Annotated in this window: 15 protein-coding genes; 14 read left to right on the top strand and 1 reads right to left on the bottom strand. The window is 57.2% G+C overall.

The annotated features are described in order from the left end of the window. The first annotated feature begins 182 nt into the window (after positions 1–182). The 14 genes from EE949_RS14445 (at position 183) to EE949_RS14380 (ending at position 16,805) form a co-directional block, all read left to right on the top strand. Positions 183–479, top strand: a complete 297-nt coding sequence (locus EE949_RS14445) for a hypothetical protein (protein ID WP_122665001.1) — start codon at positions 183–185, stop codon at positions 477–479. Positions 480–1,038: 559 nt separating this feature from the next. Continuing rightward, positions 1,039–1,785 (top strand): YkgJ family cysteine cluster protein, encoded by a 747-nt coding sequence (locus tag EE949_RS14440; protein WP_122664897.1) that lies wholly within the window; start codon positions 1,039–1,041, stop codon positions 1,783–1,785. A gap of 183 nt (positions 1,786–1,968) precedes the next feature. Further along, positions 1,969–3,063, top strand: coding sequence for an NADH:flavin oxidoreductase/NADH oxidase (locus tag EE949_RS14435; RefSeq protein WP_122664896.1), 1,095 nt, complete (start codon positions 1,969–1,971; stop codon positions 3,061–3,063). Positions 3,064–3,129: 66 nt separating this feature from the next. Beyond that, entirely contained in the window at positions 3,130–3,465 is a 336-nt protein-coding gene (locus EE949_RS29470) for a hypothetical protein (RefSeq protein ID WP_162874459.1), read from the top strand. A 131-nt stretch (positions 3,466–3,596) separates the two neighbouring features. Then, a complete protein-coding gene (locus EE949_RS14425; protein ID WP_240350598.1) occupies positions 3,597–4,097 on the top strand; it encodes a DUF2255 family protein in 501 nt (166 codons plus the stop codon). Between the two features lie 248 nt (positions 4,098–4,345). Beyond that, positions 4,346–4,834 (top strand): (2Fe-2S)-binding protein, encoded by a 489-nt coding sequence (locus tag EE949_RS14420; protein WP_122664894.1) that lies wholly within the window; start codon positions 4,346–4,348, stop codon positions 4,832–4,834. Further along, complete coding sequence (locus EE949_RS14415; RefSeq protein ID WP_122664893.1) at positions 4,831–5,823, top strand: FAD binding domain-containing protein; 993 nt, start codon at positions 4,831–4,833, stop codon at positions 5,821–5,823. Before EE949_RS14420 ends, EE949_RS14415 begins: the two co-directional genes overlap by 4 nt. After that, positions 5,820–8,210: a xanthine dehydrogenase family protein molybdopterin-binding subunit gene (locus tag EE949_RS14410; RefSeq protein WP_122664892.1), complete on the top strand. Its 2,391-nt coding sequence runs from the start codon at positions 5,820–5,822 to the stop codon at positions 8,208–8,210. Before EE949_RS14415 ends, EE949_RS14410 begins: the two co-directional genes overlap by 4 nt. 3 nt (positions 8,211–8,213) lie before the next feature. Next, entirely contained in the window at positions 8,214–9,182 is a 969-nt protein-coding gene (locus EE949_RS14405) for an XdhC family protein (protein WP_122664891.1), read from the top strand. 19 nt (positions 9,183–9,201) lie between these two features. Then, on the top strand, positions 9,202–10,110 hold the full coding sequence (locus tag EE949_RS14400; protein WP_122664890.1) for an AraC family transcriptional regulator: 909 nt from the start codon (positions 9,202–9,204) through the stop codon (positions 10,108–10,110). A gap of 377 nt (positions 10,111–10,487) precedes the next feature. Further along, positions 10,488–12,524, top strand: a complete 2,037-nt coding sequence (locus EE949_RS14395) for an NADPH-dependent 2,4-dienoyl-CoA reductase (protein WP_122664889.1) — start codon at positions 10,488–10,490, stop codon at positions 12,522–12,524. A 261-nt stretch (positions 12,525–12,785) separates the two neighbouring features. Then, entirely contained in the window at positions 12,786–13,781 is a 996-nt protein-coding gene (locus tag EE949_RS14390) for a 1-aminocyclopropane-1-carboxylate deaminase/D-cysteine desulfhydrase (RefSeq protein ID WP_122664888.1), read from the top strand. A 148-nt stretch (positions 13,782–13,929) separates the two neighbouring features. Continuing rightward, positions 13,930–15,267 (top strand): MFS transporter, encoded by a 1,338-nt coding sequence (locus tag EE949_RS14385; RefSeq protein WP_122664887.1) that lies wholly within the window; start codon positions 13,930–13,932, stop codon positions 15,265–15,267. A gap of 308 nt (positions 15,268–15,575) precedes the next feature. Then, a complete protein-coding gene (locus EE949_RS14380) occupies positions 15,576–16,805 on the top strand; it encodes an MFS transporter (protein WP_240350599.1) in 1,230 nt (409 codons plus the stop codon). A gap of 3 nt (positions 16,806–16,808) precedes the next feature. Here the strand turns inward: EE949_RS14380 and EE949_RS14375 are convergent, their stop codons facing one another. Next, positions 16,809–17,792 (bottom strand): DUF1853 family protein, encoded by a 984-nt coding sequence (locus EE949_RS14375; RefSeq protein ID WP_122664998.1) that lies wholly within the window; start codon positions 17,790–17,792, stop codon positions 16,809–16,811. Positions 17,793–18,062 lie beyond the last annotated feature (270 nt).

The raw sequence follows: 18,062 nt of genomic DNA, 5'->3' as shown, positions 1-18,062 counted from the left end.
TGGCTAAAGGGTGTGCGTGTCACGCTGCTCATTCCGGAAAGCGAGAAAACGCACGGTGTAAACACGTGCGGTTGTTCAGGCTAATGGTATTCAGAGGTTTATCTGTGACATCCCAAGCGAGTTCCTTCCTGCCTCATGAGTCCGGGTTAATCCCCGAGCTCACAGACCCTCTCGCGGTAGATCTGGCGATTTTAAAAGCGGTCTGGCTACTAATAAGCGAGGTAAGGCCTGGCGGGGGGAAGCCACGACAGCTGACGTGCGGGCAGATATACATGCAGTTGGTGCGCCGTCAGCCAAGCGTTCCCTCCATCGTGCGCTGTGTGTTGGCGATCGATGTGCTCGTGAACGAAGGGCTGTTGGTGTCGGAGAGGGTACTGGAGGAAGATCCTGCTTTTCCCTACACCCAGCACATCATCAGCGGGCTGACTGAGATCGGTGGAGCGTCCCTGATGGCCAAGAATGCAATGAACACCACCTGACATCCAGTGCGACGTTGATGTGCCTGGCTATGCATCAAGTCGCAATGGAGTCATGTGGCCTGGTCTACGAGATTAGGCTCGTTGATCACCAGTAAATAGCGTATCAGGGTGTGTCAGCAGGTAACGTTTCAGCTCGCCATCATCGACTAAGATCCGGCCCTTACAGGGTGCATTGGCGAGCAAGTCTCTATCGCTTTGCTGAGAGACCAAAACGCCAAAATCAACGGTGTGCCCGGCGCAGGGACGCCCTGTGGGATATCTCACTGACGTGGATCAGTCGCGAGCCTGAGGCATCCCTAAATTGCCCCTTATTCCCCCGCTATGACCAAGTGAGAGGTTGCTGGCTTCGTTCGAAATCTTGCCTAAAACGACGGGTCGGAGGTGGGGTTTATGAGTGCAGGGCTGGCATTTCAGATATATCCGATTGGAACGAGCAAATATCGCCGTGAAATAGGCAACAGTGAGATCAGGCCGTTCGACATACTCCGCGAAACCCTAAACATGGTGTTTGGCGCCTTCTGCGTCATCGGTGTTCACTGCGCGTCGAGTCAGTAACTGTATGGAAAATAATGAAATACGCTTTGCCTGCAATAGTTGCGGGATCTGCTGCAAGGGCCGTTTGGTTCCTCTCACCCTTGGCGAGGCCAGGCGTTGGCTGGAAAGAGGGCATGACATTGCTGTAGTACTGGAAGCTTTCGACGAACATCACTGGCCTGCGGAACCCGGCAAGTTCAGCCACAATGCTGGACGTTCTGTTCAGGTCGCCAGCGGCCGCCATCAGATTAACGTGACGCCGATCTTTACCGGTAATGCACTTACTCAATGCCCTAATCTGGATGACCAGAATCGTTGCGGCATTTACGAGGAGCGCCCTTTAGTCTGCCGAATTTATCCCTTGGAAATATCACCCTTTATTGCCTTGAGTCCTGCAAGCAAGATTTGTCCCCCCGAAGTATGGGATGCCGGGGAGGTTATATTCTCGGATCGCGTCACCGATCCGGTGGTGGCTGATGAGATAGAGGAGTCCAGGCGTTCGGACAAGCGCGATGCTCGGGCTAAAGTAGCCATTTGCGAATCCTTGGGTATGACTGTTGCGGCATGGAAAGAGGACGCATTGGCTGTTTACTTGCCTGTTGCAGATGAGCTGCTTGCTGCGATCGAGCGCTTTGATCAAGGGCAAATTGAAGCGCATGAAGTTGATTGGCGGCTGCGTATCGAGAATGCGGAGTTACGTGAAACAGTGAGCAGTCGTGGGGCGTACATCGATAGCTCAAGCGCCCCTGAATATATCTTTTACAAACTGTAGGGCAGCGGTACTCGCTCGATTTATGCATTTCGAATCCAGGAAAGACCCAGAAATGAATAGAACTTGCGGCGTCACCGTTTTGAAGGCGCATCATTTTGTGCAGTCTTTTGCTTCTATCAGGCAAATAATTACCCCTCCCAAAGGCAATAATCCGCTTATTCAAATCAACAAGCGGATTAGCCCATGAACTCGCTATTTTCACCCTACCAATTGAAGGACGTCACGTTACGTAACCGCATCGTGGCTTCACCTATGTGCCAATACCAGGCCGTCGATGGGGCGCTGAATGGATGGCATAAAACCCACTACGAAACGTTGGCGAAAGGTGGTGCAGGTCTGGTGGTGGTCGAGGCAACTGCTGTCAACCCCGAGGGCCGGATCACACCGGGTGATGCCGGGCTCTGGAGCGATAGTCATATTGCCGGTTTTGCCGATGTGGCCTGGGTCATCAAAAACGCCGGCGCAGTGCCCGGCATTCAACTGGGTCACGCAGGGCGCAAAGCGGGATGTACGCCTCCTTGGGTGGGAGGGCACCCACTTGAAGAGTCCGACGCGCAGAGCTGGAAGCCTGTTTCAGCGAGTGCTCTCCCTTACGTGCCTGATTCCTCCTACATTCCTGACGAGCTGACACACGAGGGCATTCGTAGTATTCAAGCTGATTTCATGAGCGCTGCTGCACGGGCTCATCGTGCAGGATTCGAATGGCTGGAGCTGCATTTTGCGCACGGTTTTCTTGGCCAGGCTTTCCTGTCTCCGAAGGCCAATATCCGCACTGACGAATACGGCGGTTCGTTGCCAAACCGGGCGCGTTTCCTGCTCGAAATTGTAGCGGCGGTAAAGACGGTGTGGCCGCAAAATCTCCCGCTGACGATCCGTTTTGGTACGGTCGACTTTGAGGAGGATCTTGAAGAATCACTGGCCGAATCCATTCAGGTCCTTAGGTGGCTGCAGGAAGGGGGCGTGGATTTTGTCGATTGCTCCCTTTCCCTGGCTGTGCCCAGCGAGCCGGTGCCGTGGGGCCCTAATTTCATGGTGCCTTTTGCGGAGCGCGTACGAACTGAGACTGGACTGCCTGTCGGGACTAGCTGGATGATCACAAACGCTCATGAGGCGGATGAGTTCGTGCGCTCTGGCTCCCTGGATCTTGTGTGTTTTGCACGGACGCTGCTGGGCAATCCTCACTGGCCATTCCAGGCAGCGCGTGAGTTGGGCGTCCCTGATCCGGCTTCTGTGTTGCCGACACCTTACGCTTACTGGCTGCAGAACTGGGCTGGCTGATTTTGTAGGGCGCGATGCGCAAGGTACAGATTGTCCATGTTGTGGAGAGCGGGCGGGAGATTGTCCATGAGCGAATTACCAGGTGGAACTGGTTTCGGCCAGACTCTAGAGGTTTTCGTCGGTCCGCTCTCTGTATGGGCGCTAGCCAAAGCATTGACGGAACAGACTGAACAGTTCATTAGCCAGCACCCAGGCTTCGTTGGTGCGAGCGTGCAGGTAAGTGAATATCAACACACTGTTCACCTGCATCTGTATTGGCACTCGAAGGAGGCCAGTGAAAATGCATTGGCCTATCCAAAACAAGGCGAAGGAGATCTCGTTCAGCTTGTAAACAACTTTCAGGTGCGCACGATGAAGTTTCAGACATTTTTTGTCTGTGCAGACATTCGGGCTCAACATTGATTCGCCGAGGATCTTGAAGTTTTGGAAGTTGATCTTTTGCCGATGTTACCCGGCTGTATTTCAGTGGTTCGATAATGCGTCAGTTGTCGCGTGCCTGACGTATACGTTTTGCCTAACCGGAGGGTCATGAGATGAACAAGCATGTGTCAGGTCTGAAAGTCAGCGCCTCATTGTTAATCGCAATGCTGTTTGTATTTTCCAGCCTCAGCGCCGCCCATGCGGCGACGGCAGTGGACAAGGCCGTGAGTTTACATGCAAGTGTTTGGTCCAATGATGACCTCAAACGCATTATCAAAGCTGATGACCTCAAGATTTCCCCGTTTCGCGAGGACGGCGTTACTTACGGGACGCCTACCTGGATCTGGTGTGTGGAAGTTGATGGCAACCTTTATGTGCGGGCGTTCCACGGTAAGGCATCTTCTTGGTACAAGGCGGCCGTTCGCGAAAAGGCCGGGCGTATCATCGCGGCTGGAATGACTCGCGATGTAAGTTTTGAAGGCATCGACGGCGCTATAAATGAGCGGGTTGACCAAGCCTATCGAGACAAATACAGCAGTAGCCCTTACCTCGCTGACATGATTAGTGATCAAGCGAAAGGCGCAACGGTAAAAATCTCCCCCAAGGCACCCTAGGTTTTACCCGGGCAGACGCTGCCAGATGACGTGGCGGCGCTGAGCCCATCATTTCAGGCAGCCCATTTTCCTGAGATAGCCATGAAATACATTGTTACGAGTGACTTTTATCTCTAGCAACTCATTGGATTGGGCAATAAACACACTTGATCAGGCAAATCTATTTGTCGCTGGCCAACCATACTGGCCAGCAGAAAAGCGCCTGATGAGTTGGCGTAGCGCTTTCGGACACTATTGGAGAGGCCTTCATGGCAGACCGCAACAGACTTCAGCTCACCATCAATGGTGCACCTCAGGCCTTCGAGCTAGACCCGCGCACTACTTTGCTGGATGCGCTTCGCGAGCATGCATTCCTTCCCGGCACCAAGAAAGGTTGCGACCAGGGTCAGTGTGGTGCTTGTACGGTTCATGTCGATGGTGAGCGGGTGTTGAGCTGTCTGACGCTCGCGGCTCAGGTTGTAGGTCGTGATGTGACGACCATTGAAGGGTTGGTCAACGCGGACGGCACGCTGCATGCCGTGCAGGCTGCTTTCGTTGAGTTTGATGCATTCCAATGTGGTTACTGCACGCCGGGCCAGATCATGTCCGCAGTTGCCTGTATCCGCGAGGGACATACAGGGTCTGATGATGAAATCCGCGAATACATGAGCGGCAATATCTGCCGATGCGGCGCCTATCCGCATATCGTCACCGCCGTCCGCACTGCGGCAGCACGCTTGCAGGGAGACAAAGCATGAGAGCGCTCGACTATATTCGCGCAAGCGATGTCGCCAATGCGCGGCAAGAAGTGCTCCTGCCGGAAACCCGTTTTCTGGCCGGGGGGACAACACTGCTCGATCTCATGAAGTGCGGCGTGGAACGTCCTGCCCGACTGGTTGATATCAGCCACTTGCAAGGCTTGAACGAAATAAATGTCGGCGCCCAACAGATCAACATCGGGGCTTCGGCGAAGATGAGTCATGTGGCCGCCAACCCTCAAATTCAGACTCAGGCACCGGTACTGAGCGAGGCCCTCTGGCGCGCCGCTTCCCCGCAATTGCGAAATATGGCCACGATTGGCGGCAACTTGATGCAACGCACGCGGTGCACCTATTTTCGTGACCCAAGTGCTTACCCTGAATGCAACAAACGTAATCCTGGATCGGGATGCGCTGCGCTAAACGGGATCAATCGCAACCATGCAGTGCTAGGCACAAGTGATGGATGCATTGCCATCTATCCCGGTGACTTTGCAGTGGCGTTAGTTGCTTTTGATGCCAAGGTTTTGATTCGGGGTGCAACTGAGCGTCAGGTACTGGCCGAAGATTTCTACCGGTTACCTGGTGAACGTCCGGACATTGAGCACGATCTTTTACCTGGAGAGATGATCATCGGCATTGAAGTGCCGGTGGTAGCTGCTTTGAAACGCTCCCATTACCTCAAGGTGCGTGATCGCGCGTCCTATGAGTTCGCCGCGGCAAGCGCTGCTGTCGGGGTCGAATTCGAAGACGATGGCAGCACCATCAAGGATGTCCGCATTGCCATGGGCGGAGTGGGTACCAAGCCTTGGCGGACACGTGCTGTAGAGCAGGCTTTGATCGGTAAAACGTTCACCGAAAAAGTGATTCGTGAGGCCGCCCGGCACGCCGTGAGCGGTGCTCAAGCTCGTGAGCACAATGGCTTCAAGATAGTCCTGGCGCCTCGCGTCGTTGCGCGAGCATTGATGACCGTTGGAGGTCTGGTATGAGCGATCTCTTCAACCCCAGGGTTTATCGCCGGACACTGCTCAAAACCGCTGCGGCGGGCTCAGCTGTCGCATACACCGGTCTTGCGCTTAACCCGCTGACGGGTGAGGCAGCGCCGCTGATCGAGAAGGAACAAAATGGTTCTCTGGGAGAGCGTGCATCCCGTCAGGACGGTGGCCTCAAAGTAAGAGGGGAGGCCCGCTATGCCATTGAGCAGGCCATCGAAGGCATGCTTTACGGAGTTGCGGTGCAATCAACCATTCCCGCAGGCCGCATTACTGCAATCGACGTTGGTGTGGCGGAAAAGGCTCCGGGGGTTGTTGCCATTTACACGCACCTCAATCCGCTCGTTATTCAACCAGCAACCCCGTTTATCAAGGGGGGATCTGCAACTGAAAACTTCACTCCATTGCAGGATGATCAGGTGCGCTGGAATGGACAGCACATTGCTTTGGTTGTGGCGCAGACGTTAGAGCAGGCAACTGAAGCTGCGAATCTGGTCAAGGTCACTTACCAGCAAACGACAGCCATCATCGACCCTGATGATGCGCGTGCCAAACCCCAACCAATCGATGACCTGCAGGCCAAGTGGGGAGACGCACCCGCCGCGTTGGCAGCCGCTGCCGTCAAAATTGAAGGGGTTTACACCACGCCCCGCGAGTACAACGTTCCGATGGAGCCGCACGCCTGCATTGCTCAGTGGGAGGGCGACAAACTTACGGTTTATGAATCGAGTCAGTGGGTAGGCGGCGCGCGTAACGTTATTTCCCAATGGATGGGCATTGAGATAGCAAAGGTACGGGTTGTTTCACCTTTTGTCGGTGGCGGGTTCGGCTGCAAGGTTGCTCCGCATCCTCATGTCGCCATGACCTGTGCCGCGTCCAGGGTATTGGGCCGACCGCTGAAAGTTTCGCTGACTCGTCCTCAAACGTTTACCAGCTTCGGTGGTCGGCCCAGGACCAGTCAAAAACTGGCGTTAGGTGCCACCCGTGAAGGCATGCTGGTGTCGGTCGTGCATGCAGGGTGGAACGAGACCGCCATTGATGACACGCACCTGGAACCCAGCACGTCGGTGACGGCGTTGATGTACGCCACGCCCAACATGCTTGCCCGTCACAGCATCATTCCGGTGAACACCGTAAATCCAGGGTGGATGCGTGCGCCAGGGGAAAACATCAGCACCTATGCGCTTGAGACGGCCATGGATGAACTGGCGGTGGAGCTGGGTCTTGATCCAATCGAACTGAGGCTACGGAACTGGGCGTCCCGGGATCCGAAAGCCAATATTCCCTGGACGACTCGGCGCCTAAGAGAGGGATACGCAGCCGGTGCAAACGCATTCGGCTGGGCCAACCGTAACCCCAAGCCTCGCTCGATGCGTGAAGGTCGTGAGCTGATTGGTTGGGGCGTGGCAGCGGGCACCTATCCCGTGTGGCGAACGCCCGGGGAAGCGAAGATCATCATCCATCGCGATGGCCGGATAGAGGTCTTGAGCGGTGGCGTTGATCTGGGCACGGGCACCTACACCATTCTTGCGCAAACGGCAGCTGAAGTACTAGACGTGCCGACCAGCGCGGTCAAGGTCAGCCTTGGTGACACCGATTTGCCCCGCGCATCCGTCGCGGGTGGCTCTCAGTTGGCAAACAACCTGACGGGCGCGGTTTACAAGGCGGCGAAAGTGGCTCGCAACGAGCTGCTGCGTGTGGCTACAACCGACCCGAAATCGTCCCTGCACGGGATGGACATCTCAAACCTGGTATTCAAAAACGGGCGCATAAAGCCTTCGCAAAGACCCGGCGACGGTATCGCGTTGGGTGACCTGCTGAAAGCGATTGGCAAAGAGCGATTCGAGATAACGACTGACACCTTCAAAGCGGGCGCGACCGAGGCTGATCGTGATGCCGCCGCGCACGGGTTCAGCCAAATGCTGCCTGCGACCAATGGTGGGGTGTCTGCTCACAGCTGGGGTGTCCATTTCGTCGAGGTTCGAGTGGACGAAGACTTCGGTACGGTCAAGGTCAAACGCATGGTGGCAGCGTTCGACAGTGGCAGGGTGTACAACCCCAAACTGGCGGAAAGTCAGTGGATGGGCGGGATGATCATGGGCATCGGCCAGGCTCTGTTTGAAGAGGGCCACATTGATCGCCGGGACGGTCGCATCGTCAACGCAAGCCTGGCTGACTACGTCGTGCCGGTGAATGCCGACGTGCCTGAAATCATCACAATCGATGTCGGGATACCTGATCTGCAGGCCAGTGCCTTGGGCGGTAAGGCTGTGGGTGAGCTTGGGATTGTTGGAGTGGCAGCCGCCATCGGTAACGCGGTTTATCACGCCACCGGAAAGCGTATTCGTGATCTCCCTTTCACTCTGGATAAGCTGCTCGCCTGATCTATGAACAGTCTCGATCTTCAGGTTATTCAACAGGCCTCGACCTGGCTGGAGCAAGGCCACGGTGTGTGGTTGTGCACTGTCCTCTCAACGTTTGGGTCTGCGCCTCGTGGTCCCGGTGCAATGCTTGTGGCACTGGAGCAAGGAGGGTTCTGCGGCTCCCTTTCGGGCGGCTGTGTGGAGGATGATTTCCTTGAGCGACTGGGGCGAGGCGAGTTCGAACCTAGCAGTCAGATCATTCGATACGGTGAAGGCGGGTTTACGCCAAACCTGCAATTGCCGTGTGGCGGCGTGCTTGATGTCCTCGTTGAGTATTTCGAGGCTGACTGCTCGGGGCGTGAGTATTTCGCGAGGCTTGAACAGGCTTTGCACGGGCGGCAGTTAATCGTGCGTCGCGTCATGCTGGGGACTCGCGATGCGTACATTGAAGACGCTGACAGAGAGTGCGCGCCGGTCACCGTTGAGCATGAGCAAGTTCGGCTGAGGATAGGTGCCGTGCGACGGCTACTGATCGCGGGTTTGTCGCCAGTCGCCGAGTTTTGTGCCAGTTTCGCGGTTGCGCTGGGCTACGAGGTCGTTGTGTGTGATCCGCGCACCGAATTGGCCTCGACTTTCAAGATGCCCGGTGTCGCGGTATTCGAAATGCTCCCCGCGACCTACATTGCTCAAGGGGGCTGTCATGCTTCGACGGCTGTCGTCGCATTGACTCACGATCCACGCCTGGATGACCTGACGCTGATGGAAGCGGTAAGGACGTCTGCATTTTACATTGGGGCAATGGGCTCGCGGCGCACCAGCGAAAAACGCCTTGAGCGCGTGAGACGTATCGGAGGGCTGGATGATGACGGTATCAATCGCATTCACGCCCCGATCGGTCTGAACCTTGGCAGCAAGACACCTGCCGAGATTGCACTGGCGGTCATGGCCGATATCGTTCGGGTGAGTAATGCAATCAGCAAAAACGTACTGTAGCGATACATCGGGGGAAATCATGAGTCCAGCTTCCAGAGATGTTCGCAGCGTCACGGATACCGCTCGTCTGGCTGAGCGAGTCGGGCAAATCCTGCGCCAGGAAGGTGACTACTACAGCGCTATTCCAGGACTCAGCTTTCATCGACGTAACGCAGCAACGGCGCCTTTACACTGTATCTACGCGCTAGGGCTTGGCTTGACGCTGCAAGGCGGGAAGCAGGTCATGGTGGGAGAAGAGATTCTGGCCTACGGTCCCGGCCAGTCTATGGTGACGAGCGTCGACATTCCCGTTATCGCGAATGTCACCCGTGCCAGTGCCTCCCAACCGTTTCTTGGGATGATATTGGCGCTGGACGGCACAATGGTTGTGCAGGTAGCAGAGCGAATGAAGCTATCTCAGCGCATGAAAGATGAGGGATTCCGCCCCGTCACCGTGCATGCATTGGATGCACATATCCTCGACGCGCTGGAGCGTCTGATCGAGCTGCTGGATGATCGCGCTTTGATTGAAATCCTTGCGCCGCTGATTATCGAGGAGATAGTGGTGCGTGTCTTGAGCGGTCCCCACAGCCTGCAATTACTGCATATCGTAAGTGCCGGCTCACCCAGTCAGCACATCGCCAGATGCCTATCGTGGCTGAAGCTGAATTTTCGGCAGTCCCTCAAAGTCGACGAACTGGCGGCAACAGCTCACATGAGTCCCTCCACGTTCCGCCAGCATTTTCGGACGGTTACCGGTATGAGTCCGCTGCAGTATCAAAAACAACTCAGGCTCCAGGCCGCCAGGCAAATGATGCTGAGCCAAAACATGGATGCCAGCAGCGCCGGGGGGCTTGTCGGGTATGAGAGCTCCTCCCAGTTCAGCCGCGAATACAGCCGACTGTTCGGCGAGCCCCCGCAGCGCGACATCAAGCGTATGCGTTTGTAGTAAGCGTGCTATGGGATGCACTGTCGTGCAGCAAACACGTTACCTGTAGGAGCAAGCTTGCTCGCGATAGCGGTCTTTCAAATACGGAAATGGTATCTGAGAGAATGTCATCGCGAGCAAGGTGGAGCGCCACCCCGGTCACTTCTACAGGGACGCGTTTCAATTCAGATAGTGGTCTTATGTTTGATGAGAGGCCCTGCTTGCCTGACCCCGTCTGAAAGCTAGCTGCACATTTAAATCATCAACTTGTCACTTACAGTCATTGAGCAGGTCGCGAAGCTCGTCTTTACTGTTGCCCAATGAACAGGCCACCAAGGCCTGAATAATTGACGGCTGCTTCAGGCAGTCGCATACCGTGACAGTTCGATGGAGTTTCTATGGCCGCCGCTCATTACCCGCACCTGCTGGCCCCGCTGGATCTGGGCTTTACCACCTTGCGCAACCGCACCCTGATGGGTTCCATGCACACCGGTCTGGAAGAAAAGCCGGGTGGTTTTGAGCGTATGGCGGCGTATTTTGCCGAGCGGGCAACGGGCGGTGTCGGGCTGATGGTGACGGGTGGGATTGCGCCTAACGAAGAAGGCGGCGTTTACACCGGCGCTGCGAAGCTGACCACGGCCGAAGAGGCTGAGCAGCATCGTATAGTCACCCAGGCGGTACATGAGGCTGGCGGCAAAATCTGCCTGCAAATTCTCCACGCCGGGCGTTATGCCTACAGCAAGAACCAGGTCGCCCCCAGCGCGATTCAGGCGCCCATCAACCCTTTCAAGCCTCGCGAGCTGGACGAAGAAGGCATCGAAAAGCAGATTGCCGATTTCGTCACCTGCTCTACGCTGGCCCAAAGCGCCGGGTACGACGGCGTAGAGGTCATGGGTTCTGAAGGCTATTTCATTAACCAGTTCCTGGCGGCTCACACCAACCATCGCACTGATCGCTGGGGCGGCAGCTACGAAAACCGCATGCGTCTGCCGGTGGAAATCGTTCGGCGGGTTCGCGAGGCGGTTGGGGCTGAGTTCATCATTATCTTTCGCCTGTCGATGCTCGATCTGGTGGAAGGCGGCAGCACTTGGGAAGAGATTGTGCAATTGGCTCGGGCCATTGAGAAGGCCGGGGCGACGATTATCAACACCGGTATTGGCTGGCACGAAGCGCGGATCCCAACCATCGCGACCAAGGTGCCGCGTGCCGCATTCAGTAAAGTCACTGCCAAACTGCGCGGCTCGGTAGGCATTCCGCTGATCACCACCAACCGCATCAATACGCCGGAAATCGCCGAGCAGATTCTCAGCGAAGGCGATGCCGATATGGTCTCCATGGCCCGGCCTTTTCTGGCGGACCCCGAGTTCGTCAACAAGGCGGCTGCCGGGCGGGCTGATGAGATCAACACTTGCATCGGCTGTAATCAGGCCTGTCTGGACCATACGTTTGGCGGCAAGCTGACCAGTTGCCTGGTCAATCCGCGTGCCTGTCATGAGACCGAGCTGAATTACATCCCGACGCGCCAGAGCAAGAAAATCGCCGTGATTGGCGCTGGGCCTGCCGGGCTGGCGGCCGCCACGGTTGCCGCTGAGCGCGGCCATCAGGTGACCTTGTTCGATTCGGCGGCAGAAATTGGCGGCCAGTTCAATATCGCCAAGCGCGTACCGGGCAAGGAAGAGTTCTACGAAACCCTGCGTTACTTCGCACGCAAACTGCAAACCACTGGCGTCGACGTGCGGCTCAATACTCGTGTTGCTGTCGAAGACCTGCGCGGCGCGGGTTACGACGAGGTCATCCTCGCGACCGGCATCGCGCCACGTACCCCGGCGATACCCGGTATCGAACATCCCAAAGTGTTGAGCTATCTGGATGTGATCCTGCAGCGCAAGCCAGTGGGCGGCAGCGTTGCGGTGATTGGCGCGGGCGGTATCGGTTTTGATGTCTCGGAGTTTCTGGTGCATCAGGGTATTTCCACCAGCCTGGATCGCACGGCTTTCTGGAAGGAATGGGGTATTGATACTGCCCTGGAAGCACGCGGCGGTGTAGTCGGGATCAAGCCGGAGTTGCACGCCCCGGCGCGTCAGGTGTTCCTGTTACAGCGCAAGGCCTCCAAGGTCGGCGACGGTCTGGGGAAAACCACCGGCTGGATCCACCGCACGGGCCTGAAGAACAAGCAGGTGCAGATGCTCAACAGCGTTGAATACCTGCGGATCGACGATGCTGGCCTGCACATTCGGATTGGTGAAGGTGAAGAGAAGGTCTTGCCGGTGGACAACATCGTGATCTGTGCCGGGCAGGATCCACTGCGAGAGCTGTATGACGGGTTGGTCGAGGCCGGGCAGAGCGTGCACCTGATCGGCGGTGCGGACGTCGCGGCCGAACTGGATGCGAAGCGGGCGATTGATCAGGGTTCAAGGTTGGCGGCGGGGTTGTAGGGCCGAGACCGACGACTCGGTTTCAATTAAAGAATGCGATCAACCTGTGGGACCGAATTCATTCGGGAAGACTGATTATCAGACGCTGAATATGTATTGTCTGTATCGGCCCCTTCGCGAATGAATTCGCTCCCACAGGAATTGTGATTGCAGGCCAACATAGAATCTCCCCCAAAGATCTGTGGCGCACCTAGCCTTGGATACCTGCATATTCCGGCGCAATGCTAAACTCCCGCCCTTCATCCTGCGGCCCGGCTCCCTGTGTCTATCGCCCCCATTCACTGGCAACCCAGCGCTCCTCTTCAGCGGCTGAACCTGACTTGGCTCGCCAGTGCTGGAGTCGAGGTTGCGGTCCTGCGTCTGGATCTCATTGATCCGCTGATCAGCGGCAACAAGTGGTTCAAGCTCGCTCATCACTTGGCGGCGGCCAGCGAGGTGGATGCGAAAGGCGTTATCAGTCTGGGCGGCGCGCATTCCAATCATCTGCATGCGTTGGCAGCAGCGGGCAAGCGGTTTGGCTTTGCCACGGTCGGATTGTTGCGCGGTCATGCAGTGCAGACGCCCACCACGGTCGATCTACAGACGTTCGGCATGCAACTGCACTGGCTTGGCTATGGCGGTTATCGCGCACGCCATGAGCCGGACTTCTGGCCTTCGTGGCTGACGCAATACCCTGATTTCTACCCGATCCCGGAAGGCGGTGGCGGTTTGCCCGGCGCGCTTGGCTGCGCGGGGTTATTAGAGATGGTGCACGAACAACTGAGCGACCTGGGCTGGGGTAATTACCATGGCTGGTGGCTGGCGGCCGGGACGGGCACCACGCTGGCTGGACTGGTGTTTGCCGAGGAGGGCGCGCATCCGGTATATGGCGCAATGGCGGTGCCGGATGATCATGGGGTCGAGCAGAATGTCGCGGCAATCCTGGCCCACCGCCAAATCTGTAGGAGCTGCCGAAGGCTGCGATGCGATTGCCCTGAAAATCCGCTTTCGCAGCCTTCGGCAGCTCCTACAGATGCGAAGGATGACTATGACCTCATCAGCGCCTCCCGTGGCGGCTTCGCCAAAACCGACCCCCACTTGCTGGATTTCATCGCCACCAGCGAATCCCAAAGCGGCATCCCCTTCGAACCGCTGTACACCGGCAAGGCGCTGCTGGCCCTGCACGATGAAGTGGTCGCCGGGCGTTTTCCGGCAGGCACCCGGCTGATTTTCATCCACACCGGCGGCTTGCAAGGTCGTCGGGCGATGGGCTTGTAATCATTGATCCAAAGCCTCTGGCATGAATCATGCGCTATTGAACTACGGTGGGGTCGGTCCTGAATATGCGGATGACACTTTTGGAGTGAGCCGCTTCAGCGACTGTCCCGATAATCGATAGCTTCCTGATGAAATGTCGAGGTCCAGCATGACAAGCGCCGCTACGGAACAAGTCAGTCCCAAAACGCTGAGAAAAGTGATTGTCGCCGCCGCCATCGGCAACTTCGTCGAATGGTTCGACTTCGCCGTTTATGGGTTTCTGGCGACTGCCATCGCCCAGCAGTTTTTCCCCAGTGGCGATGCCAGCGCAGCGCTGCTGAAAACCTTCGCGGTGTTCGCCGTGGCCTTCGCATTCCGGCCATTGGGCGGGATTTTCTTTGGCATGCTCGGCGATCGGATCGGCCGCAAACGCACCCTGGCAATGACCATTTTGCTGATGGCCGCTGCCACGACCTTGATTGGTCTGCTACCGACCTACGCCGCCATCGGCGTGATGGCGCCGATTCTGCTGACGTTGATTCGTTGCGCTCAGGGCTTTTCGGCAGGGGGTGAGTACGCCGGGGCCTGCGCCTATCTCATGGAGCATGCACCCAGCGACAAGCGCGCCTGGTATGGCAGCTTCGTCCCGGTCTCGACCTTTTCTGCGTTTGCCGCGGCAGCCGTCGTTGCCTATGCCCTTGAGGCATCACTGTCCCCGGAAGCCATGGGCAGTTGGGGCTGGCGCTTGCCGTTCCTGATCGCTGCACCGCTGGGGCTGGTCGGCTTGTACCTGCGCTGGAAACTGGATGAAACCCCGGCATTCCAGGCAGTGACCCAGGAACATGATGTTGCTCATTCGCCCCTCAAGGAAACCCTGCGTAACCACGGCGCGGCGATTTGCTGTCTGGGGGCCTTCGTATCCCTGACGGCGCTGTCGTTCTATATGTTCACCACGTATTTCGCCACTTACCTGCAAGTGGCGGGTGGTTTGAGTCGTGCGACGGCGTTGCTGGTGTCGTTGATTGCGCTGCTCTTTGCTGCGGCGATCTGCCCGCTGGCCGGGTTGTATTCCGACAAGGTCGGGCGACGCAAGACGGTCATGACGGCCTGTGCGCTGCTGATCGTGGTGGTCTTCCCGTCCTTCCTGATGGCCAGTTCCGGTTCGTTCGCTGCGTCTATCGTCGGCGTGATGCTGCTGGCGGTCGGTGCGGTGTTGTGTGGCGTGGTGACGGCAGCGCTGCTCTCGGAAACCTTCCCGACCCGCACTCGGTATACCGCTTCGGCGATCACCTACAACATGGCTTACACCATCTTTGGCGGCACCGCGCCGTTGATGGCAACCTGGTTGATCACCACTACAGGCAGCAACCTGTCACCCGCATTTTACCTGATCGCGGTTGCTTTGCTCGCACTGGCTGGCGGGTTGGCGCTGCCGGAAACCTCGCGGATATCGCTGCATGATGTGCCGACGGGGGAGAAGGGCGTGGCTGTTGGAGCTACGGTTTGACTGGCTCCTGTAAAAGAAAATACAGCGAGTGAATTGAAATGAATTTTCTGTAGGAGCTGCCGAAGGCTGCGAAGCATTTATCCAGACACACCGCCATCGCAGCCTTCGGCAGCTCCTACAGGTCCAATGTTTGCCGCCCGGAAAGGGAGGCAGGACGCGGTCATGCAAAATCAGATTTCGCGTTCATTCCCCGCAACAATATGTAGCGGCCATGCCCCAAAAAATGGCACATTGGCGGACCTTGTGCCGCTGACATATTTTGCAATATCCAGGTCGTGGCACATCCAATAGCTTCGCGGATGAACTCCATGGACGTCAGTAACTCCCCCACCAGCGCAATTCCTGCTGCAACTCCTACGCCTTCCAGTACCAGCAGCCCGCTGGTCATGCGCATCATTGGTGCTGTTGCACTGGCGCATCTGGTCAACGACTTGATTCAGGCGGTCTTGCCGTCGATCTACCCACTGCTCAAGGAAAGTTACGGCCTGACGTTTACGCAGGTCGGTTTGATTACCCTGACGTTCCAGATCACTGCTTCGTTGCTACAGCCCTGGGTCGGTTATTACACCGACCGTCATCCCAATCCGCTGGTGCTGCCGGTGGGCTCGCTGTGCACACTGATTGGCATTTTAATGCTGGCCGTGGTGGGTAGCTTCCCGATGATTCTTCTGGCCTCGGCCCTGATCGGCATTGGCTCCTCGACCTTTCACCCGGAAGCTTCGCGTATTGCGCGGCTGGCTTCAGGTGGGCGTTTTGGTCTGGCACAGTCGACCTTTCAAGTGGGAGGCAATACCGGTTCGGCATTCGGCCCGTTGCTGGCGGCGGCGATCATCATCCCTTTCGGTCAGGGGCATGTGGCCTGGTTCGGGCTGGTCGCGCTGTTCTCCGTTGGATTGCTGTACGCGATCAGCCGCTGGTACCGCGCGCATTTGAATCTGTTCAAGCTCAAACAAGGTCAGGCCGCGAGCCATGGCCTGTCGAAAGGACGGGTGACCGGCGCTCTGGTCGTGCTGGCTTTCCTGATATTTTCCAAGTTCTTCTACATGTCGAGCATCACCAGTTACTTCACCTTCTATTTGATCGAGAAGTTCGACCTGTCGGTGGCTAACTCCCAGCTGTACCTGTTCCTGTTCCTCGGGGCAGTGGCTGCGGGCACCTTCTTCGGTGGGCCGATCGGTGACCGGATTGGCCGTAAAGCGGTGATCTGGTTCTCGATTCTGGGGGCTGCGCCGTTCACCCTTGCGTTGCCTTACGCTGATCTGTTCTGGACAAGCATTCTGAGTGTGATCATCGGTTTCATTCTGGCCTCGGCGTTTTCCGCCATTGTGGTGTATGCCCAGGAACTGGTGCCGGGTAACGTCGGCATGATCGCGGGGATCTTTTTCGGGCTGATGTTCGGCTTTGGTGGTATTGGCGCGGCTTTGCTGGGTTATCTGGCTGACAGCCACGGCATTCTGTTCGTCTACAACCTGTGTTCCTACCTGCCGCTGCTGGGGATCATGGCGATTCTGCTGCCGCGCACTAAAAAAGCCGCTTGAGGATCAGGCGGGCGACACGGGCAATGTGATGGATTGAATCGTATTGCTCGTGTCACCCAGCCGTGGCCAGATGTCCGAAACCAGAAACACCCGTTCGGCTTCCTCCCATTCGCCGCTGGCGTTTTCCACCAGCCTTACCAGCAGTTGCGCCGGGGCCAGTGGATCCAGCTGAGTCAGCCAGTCCTGCAACTGCGAATCTGTCCAGGCTTCACGGTAGTGGGCTGGCGCCAGCCAGGCGTGACGCGGCAATAGCTGCCAGCGACCCTCTGGCCGTTGCGCGGTAAATGCGTGCCAATCCTTTTGATGCAGCCAACTGCCACGCAAGTGCTGGTGATGGACGCCTTGCGGAGAATCAGTCTGACCTGGCCACGGATACAGCAGATAGCCGCCAAGCCACAGCTGGGCATCGAACGTTTCTATACCCAGTGCGGCAAGTAGCTCACGGCTTTCCGGGCGTGCGGAAATCGGTAGCTGATGTTGGCTCAGATGGGCAAGTTTGAGGTCAAGCCGATCATGGCAACCCGGCCCCAACCATTGCGAAGGGTCGCTGCCGTCACCTTGCTGCGGTCCGAGATAGAGCTTTATCGCCAATTCCACGTGGTGCACGCCTTCGGCATCGCGCAGCAGCATGTCCAGCTCACCCAGGGTTTGTCCGCCATTGCGAATCGGCAGGTTGGCGGCAACCATTTCGACGCCGGGCGCCTGAGCCACTGCAAATTGCCATAAACGCTCGTAATACACGCCCAGCCGACGTGTTGCGCTCAATGCCAGCCAGTGGAGCAGGGCATGGCTGTCCTGATCGAGCCGGAACAGAAAATCTGCCAATTGCTGCGGCTCCCGCACCCAGTCACTGGCCGTCAGCGGATGGCGCTGGGGCCACGGCGTCTGCTCCAGCATCGGCGGCGCCAGAATCACCCAGGCCAGATCCCGCACGTGTGGCGTGCGTAACTGGCGGGGCAGGTGGGTGAGGCTGGGGAAAAGAGTCATGGGCGCAGGATAGCGGAAACGGCTTTGGTGCGATAAATGATGAAGCGATATGGCTTCAGGCTGTGTCTCATGTATCGCGGGCAAGCCCGGGTCCCACAAAAACCGCATTCCAGCAGGGATGTCACTGAGTTGGAATGCTGACCTGTGGGAGCCGGGCTTGCCCGCGATACATGAGACACAGCCAGCAGCCATACCCATTTAGCTTTTATCACCCAGTAAAATCACGGCCTATTTGCCGCTACCCCGGCCTTTCGCCCATAATCCCTGTCT

This window comes from Pseudomonas viridiflava (genome assembly GCF_900602065.1).
In the GTDB taxonomy this organism is placed as follows: domain Bacteria; phylum Pseudomonadota; class Gammaproteobacteria; order Pseudomonadales; family Pseudomonadaceae; genus Aquipseudomonas.
Note: the sequence above shows the minus strand (reverse complement) of the source record. Positions and strands in the feature narration are given on the sequence as shown.

What these genes read in the sequence shown, in the direction of transcription:
- EE949_RS14420 (WP_122664894.1), top strand. Translation starts at nt 4,346, where the DNA reads ATGGCAGACCGCAACAGACTTCAGCTCACCATCAATGGTGCACCTCAG.
- EE949_RS29470 (WP_162874459.1), top strand. Translation starts at nt 3,130, where the DNA reads ATGAGCGAATTACCAGGTGGAACTGGTTTCGGCCAGACTCTAGAGGTT.
- EE949_RS14405 (WP_122664891.1), top strand. Translation starts at nt 8,214, where the DNA reads ATGAACAGTCTCGATCTTCAGGTTATTCAACAGGCCTCGACCTGGCTG.
- EE949_RS14395 (WP_122664889.1), top strand. Translation starts at nt 10,488, where the DNA reads ATGGCCGCCGCTCATTACCCGCACCTGCTGGCCCCGCTGGATCTGGGC.
- EE949_RS14375 (WP_122664998.1), bottom strand. Translation starts at nt 17,792, where the DNA reads ATGACTCTTTTCCCCAGCCTCACCCACCTGCCCCGCCAGTTACGCACG.
- EE949_RS14440 (WP_122664897.1), top strand. Translation starts at nt 1,039, where the DNA reads ATGGAAAATAATGAAATACGCTTTGCCTGCAATAGTTGCGGGATCTGC.
- EE949_RS14435 (WP_122664896.1), top strand. Translation starts at nt 1,969, where the DNA reads ATGAACTCGCTATTTTCACCCTACCAATTGAAGGACGTCACGTTACGT.
- EE949_RS14410 (WP_122664892.1), top strand. Translation starts at nt 5,820, where the DNA reads ATGAGCGATCTCTTCAACCCCAGGGTTTATCGCCGGACACTGCTCAAA.
- EE949_RS14385 (WP_122664887.1), top strand. Translation starts at nt 13,930, where the DNA reads ATGACAAGCGCCGCTACGGAACAAGTCAGTCCCAAAACGCTGAGAAAA.
- EE949_RS14380 (WP_240350599.1), top strand. Translation starts at nt 15,576, where the DNA reads ATGGACGTCAGTAACTCCCCCACCAGCGCAATTCCTGCTGCAACTCCT.
- EE949_RS14415 (WP_122664893.1), top strand. Translation starts at nt 4,831, where the DNA reads ATGAGAGCGCTCGACTATATTCGCGCAAGCGATGTCGCCAATGCGCGG.
- EE949_RS14425 (WP_240350598.1), top strand. Translation starts at nt 3,597, where the DNA reads ATGAACAAGCATGTGTCAGGTCTGAAAGTCAGCGCCTCATTGTTAATC.
- EE949_RS14400 (WP_122664890.1), top strand. Translation starts at nt 9,202, where the DNA reads ATGAGTCCAGCTTCCAGAGATGTTCGCAGCGTCACGGATACCGCTCGT.